The 20772-nt window shown below is 66.5% G+C and carries 17 protein-coding genes and 3 tRNA genes; 6 read left to right on the plus strand and 14 right to left on the minus strand.

The window, feature by feature from the left end; genetic code table 11:
- Nucleotides 1-48: 48 nt before the first annotated feature.
- Nucleotides 49-801 carry a S1 family peptidase gene (locus tag BAY61_RS30105; RefSeq protein ID WP_091805497.1) on the plus strand — a complete coding sequence of 251 codons (753 nt, stop codon included), beginning with the start codon at nucleotides 49-51 and terminating at the stop codon, nucleotides 799-801.
- Between the two features lie 566 nt (nucleotides 802-1367).
- Here BAY61_RS30105 and BAY61_RS30110 read toward each other — a convergent pair.
- From BAY61_RS30110 to BAY61_RS30125, 4 genes are all read right to left on the minus strand, one after another.
- Nucleotides 1368-1441: transfer RNA gene (locus BAY61_RS30110), tRNA-Phe, on the minus strand.
- A 32-nt stretch (nucleotides 1442-1473) separates the two neighbouring features.
- Nucleotides 1474-1547: transfer RNA gene (locus BAY61_RS30115), tRNA-Asp, on the minus strand.
- Between the two features lie 14 nt (nucleotides 1548-1561).
- A tRNA-Glu gene (locus BAY61_RS30120) sits at nucleotides 1562-1634 on the minus strand.
- A 426-nt stretch (nucleotides 1635-2060) separates the two neighbouring features.
- Complete coding sequence (locus BAY61_RS30125; RefSeq protein ID WP_091805499.1) at nucleotides 2061-2309, minus strand: hypothetical protein; 249 nt, start codon at nucleotides 2307-2309, stop codon at nucleotides 2061-2063.
- A 499-nt stretch (nucleotides 2310-2808) separates the two neighbouring features.
- Here BAY61_RS30125 and BAY61_RS30130 point away from each other — a divergent pair, with 499 nt between their 5' ends.
- Nucleotides 2809-3255 carry a hypothetical protein gene (locus BAY61_RS30130; protein WP_091806500.1) on the plus strand — a complete coding sequence of 149 codons (447 nt, stop codon included), beginning with the start codon at nucleotides 2809-2811 and terminating at the stop codon, nucleotides 3253-3255.
- Between the two features lie 161 nt (nucleotides 3256-3416).
- On the opposite strand, the gene BAY61_RS30135 is transcribed toward BAY61_RS30130, so the two are convergent.
- Complete coding sequence (locus BAY61_RS30135; RefSeq protein ID WP_009156738.1) at nucleotides 3417-3620, minus strand: cold-shock protein; 204 nt, start codon at nucleotides 3618-3620, stop codon at nucleotides 3417-3419.
- Between the two features lie 501 nt (nucleotides 3621-4121).
- Between BAY61_RS30135 and BAY61_RS30140 the strand changes: the two genes are divergently transcribed.
- From BAY61_RS30140 to BAY61_RS30155, 4 genes are all read left to right on the plus strand, one after another.
- A complete protein-coding gene (locus tag BAY61_RS30140; protein WP_091806503.1) occupies nucleotides 4122-5258 on the plus strand; it encodes a L,D-transpeptidase in 1137 nt (378 codons plus the stop codon).
- 150 nt (nucleotides 5259-5408) lie between these two features.
- The gene (locus tag BAY61_RS30145) at nucleotides 5409-6803 is read left to right on the plus strand and encodes an MFS transporter (protein ID WP_091806506.1); all 1395 of its coding nucleotides are present in this window, start codon (nucleotides 5409-5411) and stop codon (nucleotides 6801-6803) included.
- Nucleotides 6804-6812: 9 nt separating this feature from the next.
- On the plus strand, nucleotides 6813-7388 hold the full coding sequence (locus tag BAY61_RS30150; RefSeq protein WP_091805502.1) for a PaaI family thioesterase: 576 nt from the start codon (nucleotides 6813-6815) through the stop codon (nucleotides 7386-7388).
- The gene (locus BAY61_RS30155; protein WP_091805522.1) at nucleotides 7388-8563 is read left to right on the plus strand and encodes a metallophosphoesterase; all 1176 of its coding nucleotides are present in this window, start codon (nucleotides 7388-7390) and stop codon (nucleotides 8561-8563) included. Before BAY61_RS30150 ends, BAY61_RS30155 begins: the two co-directional genes overlap by 1 nt.
- On the opposite strand, the gene BAY61_RS30160 is transcribed toward BAY61_RS30155, so the two are convergent.
- The 9 genes from BAY61_RS30160 to BAY61_RS30200 form a co-directional block, all read right to left on the minus strand.
- Complete coding sequence (locus tag BAY61_RS30160) at nucleotides 8564-10930, minus strand: serine/threonine-protein kinase (protein WP_245866314.1); 2367 nt, start codon at nucleotides 10928-10930, stop codon at nucleotides 8564-8566.
- A gap of 81 nt (nucleotides 10931-11011) precedes the next feature.
- The gene (locus BAY61_RS30165) at nucleotides 11012-11971 is read right to left on the minus strand and encodes a glutamate ABC transporter substrate-binding protein (protein ID WP_091805528.1); all 960 of its coding nucleotides are present in this window, start codon (nucleotides 11969-11971) and stop codon (nucleotides 11012-11014) included.
- Nucleotides 11971-13371, minus strand: coding sequence for a hypothetical protein (locus tag BAY61_RS30170; protein WP_091805530.1), 1401 nt, complete (start codon nucleotides 13369-13371; stop codon nucleotides 11971-11973). The genes BAY61_RS30165 and BAY61_RS30170 overlap by 1 nt, the downstream gene beginning before the upstream one ends.
- A 300-nt stretch (nucleotides 13372-13671) precedes the next feature.
- Nucleotides 13672-14943: a helix-turn-helix domain-containing protein gene (locus BAY61_RS30175; protein ID WP_091805533.1), complete on the minus strand. Its 1272-nt coding sequence runs from the start codon at nucleotides 14941-14943 to the stop codon at nucleotides 13672-13674.
- 45 nt (nucleotides 14944-14988) lie between these two features.
- On the minus strand, nucleotides 14989-16116 hold the full coding sequence (locus BAY61_RS30180; RefSeq protein ID WP_245865571.1) for an acetoin dehydrogenase dihydrolipoyllysine-residue acetyltransferase subunit: 1128 nt from the start codon (nucleotides 16114-16116) through the stop codon (nucleotides 14989-14991).
- Nucleotides 16104-17117, minus strand: coding sequence for an alpha-ketoacid dehydrogenase subunit beta (locus BAY61_RS30185; protein WP_091805540.1), 1014 nt, complete (start codon nucleotides 17115-17117; stop codon nucleotides 16104-16106). The genes BAY61_RS30180 and BAY61_RS30185 overlap by 13 nt, the downstream gene beginning before the upstream one ends.
- Before the next feature lie 13 nt (nucleotides 17118-17130).
- Nucleotides 17131-18135 carry a thiamine pyrophosphate-dependent dehydrogenase E1 component subunit alpha gene (locus BAY61_RS30190; protein ID WP_091805543.1) on the minus strand — a complete coding sequence of 335 codons (1005 nt, stop codon included), beginning with the start codon at nucleotides 18133-18135 and terminating at the stop codon, nucleotides 17131-17133.
- Nucleotides 18136-18157: 22 nt separating this feature from the next.
- Nucleotides 18158-19225: an ATP-NAD kinase family protein gene (locus BAY61_RS30195; protein ID WP_245865572.1), complete on the minus strand. Its 1068-nt coding sequence runs from the start codon at nucleotides 19223-19225 to the stop codon at nucleotides 18158-18160.
- 288 nt (nucleotides 19226-19513) lie between these two features.
- On the minus strand, nucleotides 19514-20410 hold the full coding sequence (locus BAY61_RS30200) for an acyl-CoA desaturase (protein WP_420848807.1): 897 nt from the start codon (nucleotides 20408-20410) through the stop codon (nucleotides 19514-19516).
- Nucleotides 20411-20772 lie beyond the last annotated feature (362 nt).

Genomic DNA, 20772 nt, shown 5'->3' on the forward strand with positions numbered 1-20772 from the left:
CAGAAAGCCACCACTTGGGGATTGAATTTGTTTCGACCTTTCCGCGTCGTGACCGCACTGGCTGGGCTCACGGCTTTCTCGCTCCTACAGGCCACTCCCGCGAACGCGATCGCCAATGGCGACGATGTCGCTGACGGCGAGTACTCCTTCTCCGTTTCGCTTTCAATGCCCGAGATCACCAGAGGCGACGGCAGCACCTACGCCAGCGCGTGCTCGGCTGCCCTCATCTCGGATCAGTGGATCATCACGGCCGGGCACTGCTTCCACGACGGCGACGGCAACCGCGTCGACGGCGAGCCGCGCTATCAGGTCGCCGCGACGGCGGGCCAGGCGACGTTGTCCGGCGACGACGGGATCACGGTGGACGTCGTCGAGGTCGTGCAAAGCGAGGAAGTCGACGTCGCCATCGCCAAGCTCGCCGAACCGGTTGCCGACATCGAGCCGCTGAAGATCAGCGAAAGCGCGCCGGCCGAGGGTGACGTCGTGCGCCTCGTCGGCTGGGGCTCTTCGGACGCCACCGCCGACCTGAGCCACCGGCCCGACCGGATGCAGACCGGCCAGTTCACCGTCACCGGGTCCGACGATCAGATCGTGAACTTCACCGGCTATCTGCCGAAGCGCGACGTCAGCGCGTGTCCTTACGACTCGGGCGCCCCGTTCTTCGCCGAGTCGGAGGACGGCACCTACGAGCTCGTCGCGACCGAAATCGGCGGCCCCGACTGCCCGCACGCGGAGGAAGAGATCGCCGCGAGGTCCGACGTGCTCCACGACTGGATCAAGGAACACGTCCGGTTGCCGTGACGTATGCCAGCGTCGCCGAGGTGGACCTGCCTCGGCGACGCGGTCCCGTGCTTGCGCGGCCGCCCAAAATTTGGCACCTTTGGCGCGCGAACACCCAGGTCAAAAAGGGTGCTCCCCGCGCACGCGGGGATGGTCCGCGGAGTGCTACTACCGAGCACTCGACGGCAGTGGTGCTCCCCGCGCACGCGGGGATGGTCCGCGCAGCAACACGGCGAATCCGTCGTCGGTGGTGTGCTCCCCGCGCACGCGGGGATGGTCCGCCCCGGCGACCTCTTCAGCTCCGTACGAATAGGTGCTCCCCGCGCACGCGGGGATGGTCCGTCCTCGGGGTGCTCCCCGCGCACGCGGGGATGGTCCGTCGTCCGTCGAGCCATGTGGCAACTTCAGAGCGTGCTCCCCGCGCATGCGGGGCCCTCGTGGGGCCGGTCGGCCGCGGCGATCGAACCACGGCAAACCAGATCAGCCGCTACTCCCCGGAAGACCAACCGCAACTGAAACTGAGCACCTACAACGAGAAACGGCCCTCACATAAACACTGTGAGGGCCGTCTTTGCAGGTAGTAGACGTGGCCAGGGCCGGGGTCGAACCGGCGACCTTCCGCTTTTCAGGCGGACGCTCGTACCAACTGAGCTACCTGGCCGGACACGCCGGCAAGCAGCCGAACGTTTGAAGCGACCCTGACGGGACTCGAACCCGCGACCTTCGCCGTGACAGGGCGACGCGCTAACCAACTGCGCCACAGGGCCTTGCTTGTACTGCGTACTCCCAACGGGATTCGAACCCGCGTTGCCGCCTTGAAAGGGCGGAGTCCTAGGCCGCTGGACGATGGGAGCCCAGCCGGTTCGGCGAACCGAGCGACCGCGCCCTCCAGGTCCCCCTGGGAGCGACTGTAAGTCTATGACACACCCTCAACCACCCCCACAACCGGGGGTCCACTTCTTTCTGACCTGCATCGACAGGCTTTCCAGCCCCGAAATCCCGCCCGGGAGCTCGCCGAAGCGTCGTCATTGAACACGGCGTTACGGAAACACTGCCGCCGGATGGCCGGGAACGAAAGGGCTTCCTTCATAACACTGTCACGATAACCAATCGATTGCTCGACAGCCGGGCGACAAGTAGCTTGACCACGTGCTGCCCAGGTGCACGACCAGGGGGTGTGCACCTGGGCAGTACTACGAGCCCGGATGCCGACACCGCACCAGCAGCGCATCACCCACGACGGCGACACCACCGACAGCGCGTGGCCCGGCCGCCCTTCGCTACCCCTGAACCGGCGACTTTCCGTCGGGGTCAGGTTTCAGCCCGAGCATGTCGAGCAGTTGAGCGCAGTCCTCGACACTGGTCGCCCCGCGCGCCACCGCGAGCCTCGCCCTGCGGACCTGGTCGTCGGAAACCCTTGAGGCATCCGCCTGGCCCGATCGCTGCGCCGGCACGCCGCCGTACCCGGCAGCCTGCCCCTCTCCCTCGTATCGAAGGAGGAACTGTCGCACTTCCACAGACCCGCTCATCGCTCCTCCAAGGGCTCCTGGATGACCTTCGCCGCGAGGCTAGCGAGCGGTTGGAGCCACTCACAGCCCCCCGCAGAGTGAACCTCCCCGCACGCTCCGTCTACTTGAGCGGCCATTCGGGGAAAGCTGAAGAATGACGCCCCGGCAACGGAGAAATGACAGGTGAGAAGCCTTTTTCGAACTCAACCCTCGCGATGCGCCGTCTCATCGTGTAACAATCAAGGTGCTGACACACCCCCGGTCAGCGCCTGTGGAGATCCCCTCCGGCCCCCGCGTTCCTCCCCCTGGCGCGGGGGCCTCTCCATTTCTTCTTTCAATTTCGATCGCGTAATCGGTAAAGCCTGCCGACACCACCCGACTACGTTTTGTGTTCATTTATTCGTCCGGACAGGCCGCCCACTACTCCAAACGGCACAAAGCACAAGGAAAGTTCGCGACACGGCGTGTGGGTAGCATCACAGACACCTTTCGGCCGAGATACAACCGTTATCGTGTGCTGGTGCCTCTTCCCGCATTCGGTCGGCTCGGCAGCCGCACCAACCTCAAACCCGCCAACAGTGGTCGCCACCGCGGCGCCGTTGACAACGCGGCGGACCCGGCCGCAGAAGACCACGAGCTGACGAGCTACCTCGCCGCACTCGCTCCGGAGTCCGACCCCGAGAGCACAGGCTCAGGGCGCCGCTTCGGCGACGCGCAGGTCTACCAGCTCAGGGTCAACCTCATCGCCAGCCAGCAGCTCAAGGAGCTGGCCGCCTTCCGGGGTACTTCGCCGCAAGCGCTCGCCCAGGAGTGGGTCCTCGAACGCCTCGCATGGGAATCCCAAATCGAGTCGGAGGAACGCGCGCAGCGTCACGCGGAGCCGCGGGCCACCGGCGAGCCGCAGACCGACCAGTACTTCTTCGACCAGCAGCAATGGGAGCAGTCGGCTCGCGGCCCGCTCCGCTGACCGACACCCCGGCCACACCGTCACGCAGGCCCGTCCACCGGTAACCCCGGAGGGACGGGCCTCGTGTTGTCCGGACTATCCGAACAACGCGGCCCCAAAACGATCGAGCCCCCCGGCGCCAATGCGCCGGGGGGCTCGATGCAGTCAGGGAATGACGCCCCTTAGAGGGCGCGAACCTTCTGAGCCTGCGGCCCCTTCTGCCCCTGGCCGACCTCGAACTCCACCCGCTGGTTCTCTTCGAGCGTGCGGAAACCGCGGCCCTCGATCTCCGAGTAGTGGACGAACACGTCGCCCTCTCCGCCGTCCTGGGCGATGAAGCCGAAGCCCTTTTCGGCGTTGAACCACTTCACAGTGCCTTGCGCCACCGTTTTACTCCTCGTTGCTGTTCCGCATGGACGTCACCGAAGTGACTTCCTGGCCGTCCCGGGCGGTTCCAACGAGACGCAAAGAGCGCGCATGGCTCAGGGCTCGCGTCAGAAGTTCCGCGAGTGTGAAGCCACGAACACGCAAAACGACGGCCACTCGGCAGCCTACCGGCTACTCGCATTTTTCGAACCCCGCGGTTCCAGGTTGGTCCAACCGGGCGGAACCTGCCGCGAGGGGTTGCGTAACGAACGGGTTGTTCGATCAACCCCCCATTGGGGGCAGCGGTGGCGATCTTGGCGCATGAGGTTCACCGTCAGGAGACGGTCTCGGTCCCTCACAGGCTATGACAACTATCCTTTTCTGTGATCGTAGTCACCATTTTTGTGGTGCAACGACGGGCGTTTCTACGACGTCAGGAGGGGATGGACGGGGAGAAGGGGACGCACGTGAGTCAGCGAAAGGGAGCGCGGCGCGGGAACACCAGAGGCTCGACGGCACTCATGCTTGCCATCTTGCTTGGACTCGCTGCCTGCACGGGTGACGGAGGAAACGGCGACGGCAACTCGGGCTCGGAGGACTCGAAACCCGCCGCGAAAATCACCGCACAACCCGAGGACGGCAAGAAGGATGTCGCGCCACGGGATCCCATCAGGCTCTCAGTGGCCGAGGGGACCATCAAGTCGGTCGCGTTGACCAACCCTGAGGGCACTCCGGTCGACGGCGAGGTCGCCAAGGACCAGCGGAGCTGGACGGCGACCGAACCACTCGGCTATGCCAAGACCTACACCTGGTCGGGTACGGCGGTCGACAAGAACGGCAAAGAGACCCCGATCAACGGTTCGTTCAGCACGGTCGCGCCGAAGGCCACGGCGGGCGGTCGCCTCAACGTCGGCGACGACGGTATCTACGGCATCGCGATGCCGATCAGTCTCACCTTCGACGCTCCGGTCACCGACAAGGTGGCGGTGGAGAAGGCACTGCACGTGGAGACGACGCCGCAGACGGAGGGCTCATGGGCGTGGCTCGAAAACGACACCTCCGTGCACTGGCGGCCGAAGGACTACTGGCAGCCGGGGACCACGGTGTCGGTGAGGGCCGACATCTACGGCGTCCACATCGGCGACGGCACATACGGCGAGGCCGACGTCACATCGAACTTCAGCATCGGCAGGTCGCAGATCGTCAAGGGCAACACCCAGACCCACCGCATGGTCGTCATCCGTGACGGGCAACAGATCGCCGACTATCCGGTGAGCTACGGGCTCGACTCCGACCCGGGCAGGGTCACCCACAGCGGGACCCATGTCGTGATGAGCAAGCACCCCGTCTACTACATGACCAACCCCGGCTACGGCTACCGGGACTTCGAGGTCAACTGGGCCGTCCGCATCTCGAACAACGGCGAGTTCACCCACGCCGCTCCGTGGTCGGTCGGCGATCAGGGCTACACCAACGTCTCGCACGGCTGCATCAACATGTCCGTCGCGGACGCCAAGGAGTACTACGACGGCGTGCTGCCCGGCGATCCCGTCGAGATCGAAGGAAGCACGCAGCAACTCGGCCCGGAGGACGGCGACTATCACGACTGGACCTACTCCTGGGCCGACTGGTCGGCGCTCTCCGCGTTGACGCAATAGCGCCCACGCAGCCGAATACCAGTGAGGCCGTCGGTAAACCACGCTTTCCGGCGGCCTCACAATCGGACAAAACAGCCTGTTCAAGTGGCAGCTGGCCAAGAACTTTCCGACACTGACCCTCGTCCGCGAGTTCATGACGGGGTGGTCTTCATGGCGGAGGACGCTGCGGGCGCCGCGGAACGCGCGCCTTATGTGCCCAGCAATACCGATGTTCGCAAAGCCGTCGCCGGTTCGGCGATGGGCAACTGCATCGAGTGGTACGACTTCGGCGTCTTCGGCTTCATGCCGGCGATCCTCGGCCAGGTGTTCTTCAACGCGGGCAGTACGGCCGAAGGCGCGCTCGCGACGTTCGCGCTGCTGGCCGTCACGTTCGTGATCAGACCGTTCGGCAGCTTCATTCTCGGTCCGCTCGGTGACAAGCTCGGCCGGCAGAAGGTGCTGGCCATGACGATCATCCTGATGTCGGGCTCGACCTTCGCCATCGGCCTGCTCCCGACCTTCAACGAGATCGGCATGGTCGCCGCGGTTCTGGTCATCGGGCTTCGCGCGTTGCAGGGCTTCTCCGCGGGCGGTGAGTACGGCGGCGCGGCGACCTTCCTCGCCGAGTATGCGCCTGACAAGAAACGCGGATTCCTCGGCAGCTGGCTCGAATTCGGAACACTTACCGGCTTCTTCCTCGGCGCCAGCACGGTGACGGTGACCACGATGCTCGTCGGCGACGCCGCCATGCACAGTTGGGGCTGGCGGATCCCGTTCCTCATCGCGGGCCCGCTCGGCCTCGTCGGCTTCTACCTGCGCAACAAGCTGGAGGACACACCGGTCTTCCAGGAGATCGAGCAGCAGCACAAGGTGGCGAAGTCTCCGCTCAAGGAGCTGATCACCAAGCACTGGAAGTCGATCCTGCACCTCATCGGCCTCGTGATCATGCTCAACGTCGGTGACTGGATCATGCTCGCCTACGTCGAGACGTACTTGAAGGACGTGCTCGGCATGACCGGCAATACTCCGTTGCTGATCGTGATGGGGGTCATCCTCGCCATGCTCGTGTTGATCGTGCCGCTCGGCGCGCTCTCCGACCGCATCGGCAGGAAGCCCATTCTCATGGCCTCCTGTGCGGGCTTCCTCATCCTGCCGATTCCCGCCTTCACCCTCATGGAGAACAGCAAGACGGCCTCCGGCGTGAACGTCCTCATGCTGGCGGGTGGACTCGCGATGATCGGCCTCTGCCTTGTGCTTTTCCTCTCGATCGTGGCCTCGACGCTGCCCGCGATGTTCCCCACACAGGTCCGGTACGGGGCCTTCTCCATCGGCTACAACGTGTCGACGGCCGCGTTCGCCGGAACCGCTCCCTACATCGTCGGCTCGCTCGTCGACGCGACCGGAAACACGCTGTGGCCCGCGTTCTACCTGATGGGTGCCGCCGCGATCGCGACGATTCCGGTGCTGCTGCTTCCGGAGACCAACGGCGTCGCCCTTCGCGACATCGTCAGTTCGCGGATGTTCGTCGGGAAGACCGGACCGTCGGCTTCACCGGCAACCGGTTAACTTGATTGGGTGAGCAACCCTCCAAGCTGGCCACCGGTACCGACGGAACCGGTCGTTCCGCACCCGGCGGCGCCTGAACCCGGCAGCAAGCTCGGTATCCACTTCGACCAGTGCTTCGGTTGTGGCGACGATGTCGAAGGCGGTCTGCACATCCGGTCGTCCGTCGCCGAAGACCTCGTCGTCGAATCACAGTTCGCCGTCACGAAGGCACATCAGGGCGCGCCCGGCCTCGCGCACGGCGGGCTGCTGGTCTGTGCCTTCGACGAGGCACTCGGTTCCGCGGTCGGCAACCTGCTTCGCCGCCCCGCGGTGACGGGCAAGCTGGAGACCGACTTCCGCAGACCGGTTCCGGTCGGCTCGACGCTGTTCATCACGACCCGGTTCGACGGGATCGCCGGACGCAAGGTGTTCGTCAGCGCGGAGGGCAGGCTCGACGCGGCCGACGGTCCGGTCGCCGTCCAGGCGAGGGCGCTGTTCGTCACGGTGGGCATCGATCACTTCACGACCCACGGCGACGTCGACGCGCTGGAGAAGCTCAGGGACTCCCGCGGCGCGGACGCCAAGGACTGGGACATCAATCCGTAATGTTCATCCTGCTCGCGATCGCCCTCATCGCGATCGTGCACCTCTACGTGTGGAAGCGGCTCGTTTTCGACACCACGTCGCCGAAATCGAGGGCCCGCAAGGTCGGCACGGCCGCGATCGTCGCGCTCGTCCTGCTCATGGGCGTCGCGCTCGGCACGGGGACGAGTATCGATCCGGCCATCGCCCGTTGGTTCGCCTGGCCCGGCTATCTCTGGCTGGCGATGTTCTTCTACCTCCTCGTCGTACTGGTCGTGCTGGAGATCCCCCGGCTGGCGCTTCGCGGCTGGGTGCGCAAGGGCGACAAGCCTGCCGAACCGGAGAGCACCGCTGACGAACGGGGAGGAGTCACCCGCCGTGTCGCGCTCGCTCGCGGGTCCGCCGCGGTCGCGGGGGTCGTCGCGACCGGGTTCGTCGGCTACGGCATGACGGTCGCGCTCGGCCCTCCGACGGTGACGAGGGTTCCGATCTCGCTGCCGAGGCTCGATCCGCGAGCCTCGGGCTGCCGCATCGCGTTGATCAGCGACGTCCACCTCGGGCCGATCATCGGCCGCTCCTTCACCGAGCGCATCGTGGAACTGGTCAACGCGGAGCGGCCTGACCTCGTCGCCATCGCGGGCGACCTCGTCGACGGTGAGGTGCGACATCTCGCGCATGCCGCCGAACCGCTCGCCGACCTGCGCAGCACGCACGGCACCTTCTACGTCACCGGCAACCACGAGTACTTCTCCGGGTATCGGGAGTGGATCGAACACGTGCCCTCGCTCGGGATCCGTCCGCTGCGCAACGAGCACGTCGACATCGAGCACAACGGCGGGGTCTTCCACTTCGCCGGTATCAACGACCACATCGGCTACCAGTGGCAGGATCCCGGCGACGTGGCGAGGGCCGTCGAAGGCAGGGACCCCGACAAGGCACTCGTGATGCTGGCTCACCAGCCGGTCGACATCACTCCCGCCGTCGAGCACGGCGTGGACCTGATGCTCGCGGGGCACACCCACGGCGGGCAGCTCTCGCCGTTCGAGCTGATCGTCAGCCTGCAACAGGGCGCCGTCGCCGGGTCGTACCAGTTCGACGACACGAAGATGTACGTCACGAGGGGCGCGGGCTTCTGGGGTCCACCGGTCAGGGTCGGCGCGCCACCCGACATCACGATCGTCGAACTGCGACCTTCCTGATCACGTCCTCGTGCGCGGCCGGACCGCGTTGGCCTTGTCGACCAGCTCGATGCGCTGCTCGGCCGTGTCAGCGAGTTTGGCCAGCGTGCGGTAGCAGTCTTCGAGGCCGAAGCGAAGCTCTCGCTCGTCGAGTCTCCTGCCGAGCACCTGCGCGCCGTCCCCCACGCTGGCATAACGCTGACCGGCAGGCGAGCGGATCCATTCGAACGCCGATTCAAGCACCTCGGCGGACAGCATCGCCCTGCGTTCGGCATCGAGCGAAAGGCGCTGCAACCGGTTGGCGGCGTCGACCAGGTCCCGCTCGCCGACGGTGTGCGCGGCCTCGCCACCGTTGACCCTGGTTTTGATCTTGATGGCGGCGACCTGAGCAGCGACGTGATGGGTCGACGAGGCAGGAACCGATTCAAGTACCTCGATGGCACCAGCCCTCGCTCCCTGCGCCAGGTACACCCTCGCGAGCCCGAACGCGGCACTGACGTACGTGCGGTCCGTTCGCCACACCAGCTCGTAAAGCCGGGAGGCGTTGAAGAAGTCGCCGACGCTCTCCGCGCTGAAAGCCAGCGCCAGCTTGGGCGCGACCTCGCCTGGCAGTTCGTCGTAAACGGCGTCGAAGGCGACGTGCGCGACCTTCGAGCGGCCACCTGCCAGCTCGATGAGACCCCGGTACCAGTCGATCCGCCAGTCGTGCGGGAATCCGGCCTTGATCGCGAGGTACTGCGCCGCCTGCAACTGCCGGTTCGCCTCGGCGAGTTCGCCAAGCTCGATCCTCGCTCGCACGATGCGAAGCCTGACCTCGATGGATTCCCTCGGTGCCTTCGCCAGCGCCTCGATGGCCGTCTTCGGATCGGCAGCCGTCATCGCGGCAAGGACGCCCGCGCCCGCGTCGTCGGTGTGCACCTGGGGAATGGGCAAACCCATCACCACTTCGGCGGGATCCGGCAGCGACACGCCCTTGCCAGGATCCGGTACGACCATGTCCACGCCGAACGCGTCGATCTCCGGTCCGAACACAGTGGACGCCGCTGGTCGCTGCTTTCCCGTTCCCATCGCCATGATCTCGCGAAGGACGCCGGTGAGCTGGTCGGCCATGTCCTCTGCCGCGATGAACCTGCGGTCGGGGTCGGCATGTGTGGCCCTGCGCAGGAACCTGTAGTAGGAGCCGAAAAGCCGGAAGAGCGGCACGTCTTCCTGACCGGGCAAGGTCGTCTTGTACTTCGTGGTGTAACCGGAGAACTCGAAGCTCAGCACGGCGAGCGTTCTGCCGACCGTGAACAGGTCGGACGCGACCGAGGCGCCACGGGTGGCGAGTTCCGGCGCACTGTAACCGGTGGTGAAGAACAGCGGACTCGTGTAGTCGTCCATCCTGCGCACGGCGCCGAGGTCGATCAGCTTGAGCTGTTCGTGTGTCTGGATCACGTTGTCCGGCTTGAGATCGCAGTACAACAAGCCCTGCCCGTGCAGGTAGCCGATAGCGGGCAGGATTTCCAGGCCGTAGGCGATGACCTGCCCAATGGGCAACGGCTCCGCCCTTCCCGACGCTCTGTGGTGCGCGAGAGCCAGTTCGCGCAGTGAATCGCCGCCGACGTACTCCATGACGATGTAGCCGACGGAGTTGCCGGTGTCAGGATCGGGATGCTGCACGAAGTTGTAGATCTTGACGATGTTGGGGTGTTCGACCTCGGCCAGAAATCTGGTCTCGTTGACGGCCGCGGCCATCGCGGTAGCGTCACCGGTGTCGATGAGTCCTTTGAGGACGACCCAACGGTCGCTCACGTTGTGGTCCTGGGCGAGGTAGATCCAGCCGAGGCCACCATAGGCCAGCGCACCGAGCACCTCGTACTGACCGCCGACGATCTCCTGTGGACGGAGCCTCGGCACGAAGGAAAACCACGTGCCGCAATCGGGACAGTTTCCCTCGGGCGACCCCGGTTCCCCCTCGCTGCTCCGGCCGACCTTGATACCGCAGTTGCCGCAGTAGCGTTTCTCCTCGGAGACCATCGGGTTGTGCAGCACCGCGGCGGCCGGGTCACGGTAGGGAACCGGTGGCACCTCGACGATGCCCGCTCCGAGCCTGCCCCTTCTCGCCGTCCGCCTCGACGACCTTCGCGAGGTACCGGGGAATGCGCCTGATCCGGTTCCCGGTCCCGTGCCAGGGCCGGTTCCCGGCCGGATTCCGCCGCTGGTGCTCGGCGGCAGGACACTTTCCGTACCGGGGTCGGGCAGCGGCCCTGGGCCGCTCGGTTCCTTCGGCGGGTCAGGAGGGGCGATGCTCTCGGTCTCCGGCGCGGGCGCCGCGAGCACACTCGTCGGCTGCGGCTCCTGGTTCTCCACCGAAACCGGGCGAATGACCTGCGTATCCGGCGTCACCCTCGGAACGTGTTCCGCCTCGTCCGGTATGACGTGCCCAGGACGATGCTGCTCATCCGACACTGCTGCCTCCAGAGGGTGTCACTGGTATTCGGGGCGGGGAGGGGAAGCGGAACCGAGCCGGTCGAGCAACCAGGTTCGGTAGCTGTCCTGCCACGGGCCTCCGCGCACCTTGTCGAGCACGTAGTTGACGTACCGCACCATGTCGGTGTTCTCCTTGGGAATGCCGATGCCGTACAGCTCGTCGGTGAACCGGTCGCCGACGATCTTGGTCGTCGGGTCCTGTTCGGCCATTCCAGCGAGGATCGTGTCGTCCGTCGACACCGCTTCGACCTGGCCCTGCTGCAACATCACGAGACAGTCCGACCAGTCGTCGACCGAAATCGGCAACGCTTCGGGCGCGGCCTGAACGACGTTGGGCAGCGACGTCGAGGTCTTGCTCGCACACACCCGTTTGCCACCGAGGTCGCCGACACCCTCCACATCGGAGTCCTTATTGACGAGCACCCGCTGTCCCGCGACGTAGTAGACAGTCGAGAAGTTGATGTCCTCAAGACGTTCGCAGGTGATCGAGAACGTCCTGACGACGATGTCCACCTGACCTTCGGTCAGGGTGGGAATCCGCTGCGCCGAACTGATCGCCTTGAACTGCACCGCCTCGGGGTCTCCGAGCAGTTCCTTGGCCACCTGCTTCGCGATGTCGATGTCGAATCCTTCGAGCTTTCCCGTCGTGGGATTGCGAAATCCGAAGAGGAAGGTGTTCTGGTCGACACCGACGATCAGGTAGCCGCGCTGTCTGATCTCGTCCATTGTGGATCCGGAGGGAACGTTGCCGCTCGGGCCGAGGCTCGCGGCGGGATTGCAGCCGTCGTTCGTCGAGCCTCCGCCGTCGACATCGTGTTCCTCGGCGGCGTTGGGCGGCATCGGGCGCTGCACCGACTCGACGGGAGCCGGATCGACGGGCGCACCTGGCGATCCGCATCCCGCGACGAGCGCGGCCGTCGCGGCGAGGAGGACAGTCCACCGGGTTTTCCTGTTCATCAGCGATACTCCCGCAAGCGTTCCCTGAATCCCAACGTGGTTCCCAGCGCCGCGATGGCTGCCAGTACGGCGAAGCCTGGCGCGAGCAAAGTCAGCGCGCGCGAGCCGTTCGTCGTCTCGTCGAGGAAGCTCTGTCTCGCGACGCCGATCGCGGCGACGAGATCCCCGTCGACCCTGCTGAAGGCCGCCGCCGCTCCCTCTTCGTCAGTACCGTCGATGGCGAGACCGACTGCCTCGGCGTAGTTGCCGGAGTCGTCGAGCCTGCGGACCTCGCCATGGGCCCTCAACCAGGTCGTCGCGTGGTTGGCCGCGGAAGCGATGTGCGTGGTCTCGGGGCCACCCTCCGCGCCGCGGCGCGCCTCGCCGAGCAGTCCTCCCTGCCCGTCCTCTCCCGCGAACTGGCCGAACAGCTCGCCGAACTCCTTGTCGTAGCTCTCGCCACCGCCGCGAGCCACCAGTGTCAGTGTCTCGTCGGCCCTTGCCTGCAACGCGGCGATTCGTGCCCGAACGAGCAGGTCAGCCTGTTCCGTTCCGGTGCTTCGCCCGCTGCTGACCAGCACGCTCTGTACCGTCAGCGCACCGGCGCCCCACAGGATCGACAGCCCGACGGCGATGCTGGCGACGAGCAGGCCGATGTTGAAGACCCTGTTGGTCCTGCGCTTGAGGTGGATCTGGGTCGCGATCAACGCGGCGAGCAGACCGAAAACGAGTACCGCGGTCAGCCACGGAACACCGGAAGCGGTGTCCTGCTCGTCGACGAGCCGCTGGGCGTCGATCTCGTAAAGCCGGTGCGCCGCAGGCAGAAGCTGCGACCGCATCAGCTCCGATGCCTCACGAAGGTAGGCCGCGCCGGAGGGAAAGCCCTGCCGGTTGTTGGCGCGCGCCGTCTCGATCAGTCCCGTGTAGACGGGAAGCCGCTGGCTGAGGATGCCGACCTGCTCGGCGGCCTCGGGAACACTCCCCGAATCCGATGCGGCCTTCGCCAGCGCGGCACCTGCTCGCGCGATGTCCAGTTCGTAGCGTTCCCGCAGTTCGGGCGGCTCGGTACCGGTGGAGAGGAAGGCGCTCGCCGCCGTCGCGTCGGCGTCGGAGAGCGAACCGTAGACCTCCTGCGCCGCGGCTGCGAGCGGTTCCCTGTGATCGATCAGCGCGTTGATCGTGTTGTCGCGGTTCAGCACCGACGCTGTGCCGACGAGGCCGGTGACCAGCGCGAGCACGATGAGCCCCGTCGCGATGAGCGACAGCCGTCCCGGTGTCGCCTTCGCGGAGCGGGCGACACGACGGACCGCGTTCGCGGGCAACTCCAGCAGCCAGCCGACGCCGGACCGGGTGGGGCGCGGTTCACGCCTCGGCCTTGTCGGGGGCACGGAGGGACCGCGACCGGTCACGGTGCTCGTCATCGCGTTCCTCCACCCAGTCTCAGCACCCGCACGACCGTAGCCGAGTGTGCTCGACGTCAGCCACGGACTCCGCCGACGGCGCGAAGATCGTGCCGGGGCCGTAATACAGTGAACACCGTGAACCGCGAGCGTGGTGCTAGGTCGTGTCCGACAAACCCGTAGCCTGCTGCGCGGGGCCAGCGTGGCCCCTCGCCGCGTTGTCGGAAAGCCCGAGTACAACCCGGTACGAGGACGTTTCCTCCGCCTTGCGAGGAACCACGCTGATCCCCGCTCGCACGGCAGAGGTTCATCAGACACGACCTAAGTCCCGCGAATCGCGGGGGCCGTCGAGTGCGGTAACACCAGTTCGGCCGAATCCGGCTTTCTGAGCGCGACGTCGATGTCGTCGGCGAAGCGGTACGGCCTCCGCGAGAGGATCGTGCCGAGTTGCCTGCGCAACCTGGACATCTCAGCTCTGACGGTCACCGTCCGCGCCGGATCACCGAACAGATCGAGCGCGAGCTGGGCCGCCGACCGGCCATCCCGGTGGCTGGCCAGCACGTACAGCATCTCCGCGTGCCTCGGGCTCAGCGGATAGGACCAGGTGCCGCTGGGCCCGGTCACCGTCAGTACGCATGCGGGGCTGGAACGTATGTCGAGCACCGCGCGCATGGATTCGCCGGGTACCGCCTCGTCGTCGGTCAGTCGCACCAGCCAGCCACCAGGAACCGGTTCGAGGTGACACGCGCCGAGCGAAGGCAGCCACGCGCTCCCCGCGGAGGTCGACGACGGCAAACCGACCCTGTCGATCGCGCCGAGACCCGACGCGGCGGCGACCCAGCCGTGCGGGTCGGTGATCAGCGCGCGACCCCCGACCCTCGACAGCACGGTGAGCGTGGTCGAGCGCAGTTTCTCCAGTTCGGCGAGGTGGGTGTTGCGCAGCCGCGCTTCCGCGAGCTTCGCGACGGCGTCCACGAGCGCGAGCGTCGTCGCGTGCACGGTCGGCGCCGGACCCGACAGATCGACGACGCCGAGCAGCCTGCCGTCCCTCGGATCGTGCAGTGGGGCCGCCGCGCACGTCCAGGCGTGGTGCGAACGCACGTAATGCTCAGCCGAGTACACCTGCATCGCCCTGCGCGCGACGAGCGCGGTGCCGATCGCGTTGGTCCCCACGTTGTTCTCGTGCCACGAAGCACCTTCGGTGAAACCGAGCCGGTCGGCGCGATGTCGCACCGACGTGCTGCCGTCCCGCCAGAGGACGCTGCCTTCGCGGTCGACGACGACCATGATGTGCGCGGCCTCTTCCGCGACGCTGATCAAACCGCCCCTGAGGATCGGCAGCGCGTCGGCGAGCCCGCTTTCCCTGCGGCGCGCCTCCAGTTCGGCGTGCGAGAGCAGCAGGCCGTCCGCGCCATGATCCGGATCGAGCCCGAGCCTGCGCATCCGCTGCCACGACGCCCCGATGACCGGTCTCGGCTGAGCACACGGCGAGGCACCGGTCAGCGCCGCTTCGTGCACCTGGGCAAGAACTCGCGCGTGCCGCCGGGGGTCGGTCCCCACCGGCACCGCTGCCTCAAGGTGCTCCCTGCGCACGCTGACCAGTGTCGCAAGCCTGGTGCCGGTAGGGAACCCTCCTCGTCACCTCCGCGGAGTGACGAGGAGGCCGATCGCGGCGACGACGGCGCCGGGTTGCTCCATGTGGACCATGTGTCCCGCGTCCTCGACGACCGTGACATCCGGCCGGTCTCCGACGTTGGCGGGCGGGATGATCGCGTCCTGGCTTCCCCACACGATGCCGACCGGTACCTCCACTTCGGACAATGTCGCCGTGATGTCGATGCCCTGCCGTTCGCCGTCGAGCAGGTTTGCCAGCAGCGAGTTGAGCGCCTTGTCCACGCCGTCGATCCGTTTGTACTTCATCAGGTCGTCCGCGAGTTGCCTCGTGGCGAGCGCGGGGTCGGCGAACAACGCGCCGAGGTGCGGCTTGAGCTCCCTTCTCGACGTCGCCGCAGCGAATCCACGCAGGTAGTCGGCATTGATTCCGGTTCCGATCCCCGCTGGCGCCACCAGCGTCAGCGAGGCGACCCGCTCTGGCTCCGTCGCGGCGGCGGCCGTGATCACCGCACCGCCGAGCGAATGGCCGACGAGATGCGCTTTCTCGATACCCGCCGCTTCGAGGAAGCCGAGTACGGCCCGCGCGAGCACGGCGAGAGAGCCGTCCCCGACATCCTTGCCCGACTCACCGTGTCCAGGCAGGTCGATGGCATGCACCGCGCGGTCCCGCGACAGTGGTTCCTGCACGAACAGCCACGAGTTCTTGTCGCCCCCGTAGCCGTGGACGAGCACGACCGGCTCGCTGCCTTCACCGAGCGTCGCGTAGGCGATGCTCCCTCCATCGACGTCGAAAGTCCCGGTCACCGGGCCGGCGACCTCCTCGACGGCGCCGGAGTCCAGTTCCTCACGCGCGGTTCGCGCGGCCTCGTCGATGTCGGACTCCGGTACCTCGGCGGGGGCGATGAGCGCGATCGTCCCTCCCACCGGCACGTCCTCGCCGACCCTTGCGATGATCCTGCGCAGCACCCCTTCGTCGGCGGATTCGAGCGCACCGGCGATCTTGTCGGTGTCGATTTCGGCGAGGTCGTCACCGTCGGCGACCTCCGCACCTTCCTCGGCGACCCACTCGGTGACTTTCCCGCTCGTCATCGACAGCCCCCACTTGGGCATGACGACCTTCCGGATGACGTCGTCCATGCTCACCGCTTCCACTCGACGACGCTCTTGACCGCGTTGGTCACCCGCTGCGCGTCGGGGATGTAGAGATCTTCGAGCGAATCGGCGAACGGCACCGGAGTGTGCGGCGCCGTCACCAGTTCGATCGGCGCCCTCAGCGAGCCGAACGCCTCCTTGGCCACGAGCGCGGAGACGTCGGTGGCCATGTTGCATCGCGGCGTCGCCTCGTCCACCACGACGAGCCTGCCGGTGTTCTCGACACTCTCCAGTATCGTCTCGGTGTCCAGCGGACTCGTCGTGCGAGGATCGATGATCTCGGCCTCGATCCCCGAATCGGCAAGGGTCTTCGCCGCTTCTTCCGCGACCGACACCATCCTGCCGATCGCGACGACGGTCACGTCGCATCCGTCCCTGACGACATTGGCCTCCCCGAACGGAATCGAGTAGCTGTCCTCCGAAACCTCTCCGGTGACGTCGTACATCGCCTTGTGCTCACAGAAGATGACGGGATCATCGTCGCGAATGGACTGGATCATCAGCCCCTTCGCCTCGTACGGACTCGAAGGCACGACCACCTTGAGTCCGGGAATGTGCGTGAAAATCGAATAGAGCGCCTGCGAATGCTGGGCTGCCGCCCGCAATCCCGCTCCGTACATCGTGCGAATGACCACCGGTGTCTTCGCCTTGCCACCGAACATGTAGCGGAACTTGGCCGCCTGATTGAAGATCTGGTCGAAACAGACTCCCATGAAGTCGATGAACATCAGCTCCGCGACGGGACGCATCCCACTCGTCGCGGCTCCGACGGCGGCACCGACGAAGGCCGACTCGGAGATCGGCGTGTCGAGCACTCTGCCAGGAAACCGGTGGAAAAGTCCTTTCGTGACACCGAGAACACCGCCCCACGCGTCCTCATCGCCGGGGCCGCCTGCTCCACCAGCGTTGTCCTCACCCATGACGATGACCGACTCGTCGCGTTCCATCTCCTGCGCGAGAGCCTCGCCGATGGCCTCGCGATAGCTGATCGTGCGTGCCATGTCGCCTGCCTCCCTAGTAGGTGATGTACACGTCGGTTTCCAGATCGGCCGTGCCCGGTTTGGGAGCGGCCTTCGCCTCGTCTACGGCGACGTCGATCAACTCGGCGACCGAACTGTCCACTTCGTCCAATGCGCTTTCCTTGAGTAGCCCGGTTTCGGTGACCCGCTTCCTGAACCGCTTGAGGCAGTCGAGGTTTTCCCTCGCCTTCGCGACCTCGTCGGCACGATAGGTCTGCTGGTCTCCCTCGAAATGTCCGAAGTAGCGGGTGAACTTGACCTCGACAAGCGTCGGGCCGCCGCCCGCTCTCGCCCGCTCGATCGCCTCTCCGACCGCCTCGTGCACCGCGAAGAAGTCGAAGCCGTCGACAATGACGCCCGGCATGCCGAACCCGGCGGCCCTGTCCGCGATGTTGTCGGCCGCGACCGACCAGGTGCTCGCCGTCGCTTCGGCGTAGCCGTTGTTCTCGGCCACGAAGATCGCGGGCAGATTCCACACCGAGGCAAGGTTGAGCGCTTCGAGTGTCGTTCCCTGGTTGCTCGCGCCGTCGCCGAAGAACGCGACACCCACGCCGCCCGTTCCCTGTTTCTTCGCCGCGAGCGCCGTTCCGCAGATCAGCGGAGGACCGCCGCCGACGATCCCGTTGGCACCCAGCATTCCTTTCGAAAGGTCGGCGATGTGCATCGAGCCGCCCTTGCCGTGACACGAACCGGTCGTTCTGCCGTAGATCTCGGCCATCATCGCCTTGACGTCGACGCCCTTCGCGATGCAATGTCCGTGGCCCCTGTGCGTACTTGCGATGGTGTCGCGCTCGTCGAGGTGCATGCACACGCCGGTGGCCGATGCCTCCTCACCCGCGTAGAGGTGCACGAAACCCGCGATCTCGCCGGTCGCGAACTCGGCGTGCAGCCGTTCCTCGAAGTTCCTGATCGTGCGCATCGTCCGGTAGGCGTCGAGCAGTGCGCTTTCGCCGAGTTCCCCGTGAGGGCTGGTTGACTTGTCGGACAAGGTATCCGTCATCGCGGTGACGCTCCTTCCTCGCTCACAGTGCGCTGAGTTCTTCGCCGAGCCGCCGGTGCGACTGGCTTTGCTCCGTGCGAAGCGATCCGGTGCGCGCCGCTTCGGCGAGTACCGCGGCCACGTCGACGCACCGAGGCCCCTCCTCGCTCAACCGCACCGTCGCGGCCGTATCGCCGCTCAGCTCCAGTTCCCGTTCCCCGTCGACGGCGATCACCCCGTGCGGGACTCCGATCGCGACTCGCTCGCCGACCGGCAACCGGCGCCACGACCGAACACCGACGGGCACGACAAGGCCGGGTGCGATCGGGGCGTGCACGACCCACGCCGCCTCTTCCGGCGGAGCGAAGGTCAACGCGACTCCTGTCGGCTCGTCGCGCGGACTGGGGCACAACTGGCCCGCGACGCTGGAAAGACCGATCCCATCCGGTTCGGCGAACGTGCAGAACAGTTCGGCGAGCAAGGTCGGATCCCACAGTGCCCGCGAAGCGACATGCCGGGCGGTCGAGGTACACACGTCGACGAGCGCGGGCTCGGTGCGATCACCCGCCGTCACTTCGAGCAACCCCGCGCGGCGGATGCCGGTGGTGATCGCTCCCGTGGCGACGAGCCCACCGGCAAGCCCGGCCACCGTCGCCTCGTGCATCTTGGGGAAAGCGTTGTTGGTGCCGGTCGAGAGCGCGAGCAGCGGAACATCTCCGCACGCGCCTGCCGCGACGCGAGCGGTGCCGTCGCCTCCGAGGCACACGATCAGTTCGGCACCCGCGGCGACCATCCTGGTCACGGCGTTGGTGGTGTCGTCGGCAGTGCCGGTCAAGGGATCCTCGTCGCAGAATTCGACGAGCGGCCACGGGCCTTCGCGCTCAGGGCGCCTCGTGCGCAATGCGCGAAGTACGGCGGCCGAGATGCCGCCGAGATCCGTGGACAGCAACGCCCTGCCGACGCCGACCGAGGCGAAAGCCGAGAGCAGGCGGCGAACCATGTTGGCCTTCTCGGCGGTGGGGAACACCGAAGCCTGGGCGACGAGACGCCGGATGTCTCGCCCGGAAGCCGGGTTCGCGACGACTCCCACCGTCACCGGACGCGCGCCCACAATCACCTCCACGGTGTGTCACACGTCACCATCGACGTGTGACTCCCATGGCACTACCGAAGGGCGCTGCTGGGAAGGAGTTGCAGGGGGTTGCAACCGGAATGGAGCCGTCTTTGACCGGAGTGGGTGTCGGGTGTGGCCGGGCGGCCGGGCGGCTAGGTGACTCGGTCCGGGCAGCTTGGTCCGGGTGCGGAACTCGCCGACCTGGACGGGGAACTCGCGCGGCCGAGTGCGGAACTCGCCGGCCTGAGTGCAGAAGTCGGCGGTCTGAGCGGGGGACTCGCGCGGCTACTTCGCCGTGGCGAGACGGTCGAGTCGCGCCGAGGTCGGCCACCGGACGTCTCGCGCCCACCCCAGCTTCTCGAACAGCCAGATCACCCTTGCCGAGATGTCGATCTGCCCACGCAACACACCGTGCCGCGCGCAGGTCGGGTCGGCGTGGTGCAGGTTGTGCCACGCCTCGCCGAACGAGAAGATCGCCAGCGGCCAGAAGTTGGCGGCCTTGTCCCTGCTGGTGAAGGGACGCTCGCCGATCATGTGGCAAATCGAGTTCACGGACCAGGTCACATGGTGCAGCAAGCCCACTCGCACCAGACCCGCCCAGAAGAACGCCGTCACGCCGCCCCACACCGACCAGGTGATCAAGCCACCGGCGATGCCCGGCAGCAGCAGGCTCATGGCGATCCACAGCGGGAAGAGCCTGTCGACCATCCTGATGTCCTTGTCGGCAAGGAGGTCGGGGGCGAACCGCTGCGAGTTGGTGACCTCGCGATCGAACAGCCAGCCCATGTGCGCGTGCCAGAATCCCTTCGCAAGCGCCCTCGGTCCGGTACCGAACAACCACGGCGAGTGTGGATCGCCCGCCCTGTCGGAGAAGGCGTGGTGCCGCCGGTGATCCGCGACCCATGTGGTGACCTGACCTTGCGCGGCAAAGCTTCCCGCGATGGCGAGCGCGACTCGAAGCGCGCGGTTGGCCTTGAAAGAGCCGTGCGTGAACAGCCGGTGGTACCCGACCGTCACCCCCAAGCCGCTGATCACGAAGAAGAAGGCGCCGAGCCCGACATCGATCCAGCTCAAACCCCAGCCCCAGGCGAAGGGAACAGCCACAGCCACCGCGACGAGCGGCACGATCACGAACGCTTTGACCGTGACGTGCTCCGGAAGCGAGGTCCGCCCGGAGATCATGGGTTTCGGACGACGTGGTCGCGATTCTGTCGGGGACGGCGAAGCAGACATGGACACCTCAGGGTTTCGGCTGTTCTTGGCGTTGTCGTCGGGGCTTGGTGAGGTACGTGCGTCTCGCGGGTTACGGGCGCAGCAATTTTGGCGCCCCGTCCCGTACGCACGGACGAGCGCCCCGCTTCTGACACCTGGATGAGCCGTACTCGCGGCTAGGTCGTGTCTGATGAACCTCTGCCGTGCGAGCGGGGATCAGCGTGGTTCCTCGCAAGGCGGAGGGAAGTCCTCGTACCGGGTTGTACTCGGGCTTTCCGACAACGCGGCGAGGGGGCACGCTGGCCCCGCGCAGTAGGCTACGGGTTTGTCGG

The sequence above is a fragment of the Prauserella marina genome (assembly GCF_002240355.1).
Lineage (GTDB): Bacteria > Actinomycetota > Actinomycetes > Mycobacteriales > Pseudonocardiaceae > Prauserella_A > Prauserella_A marina.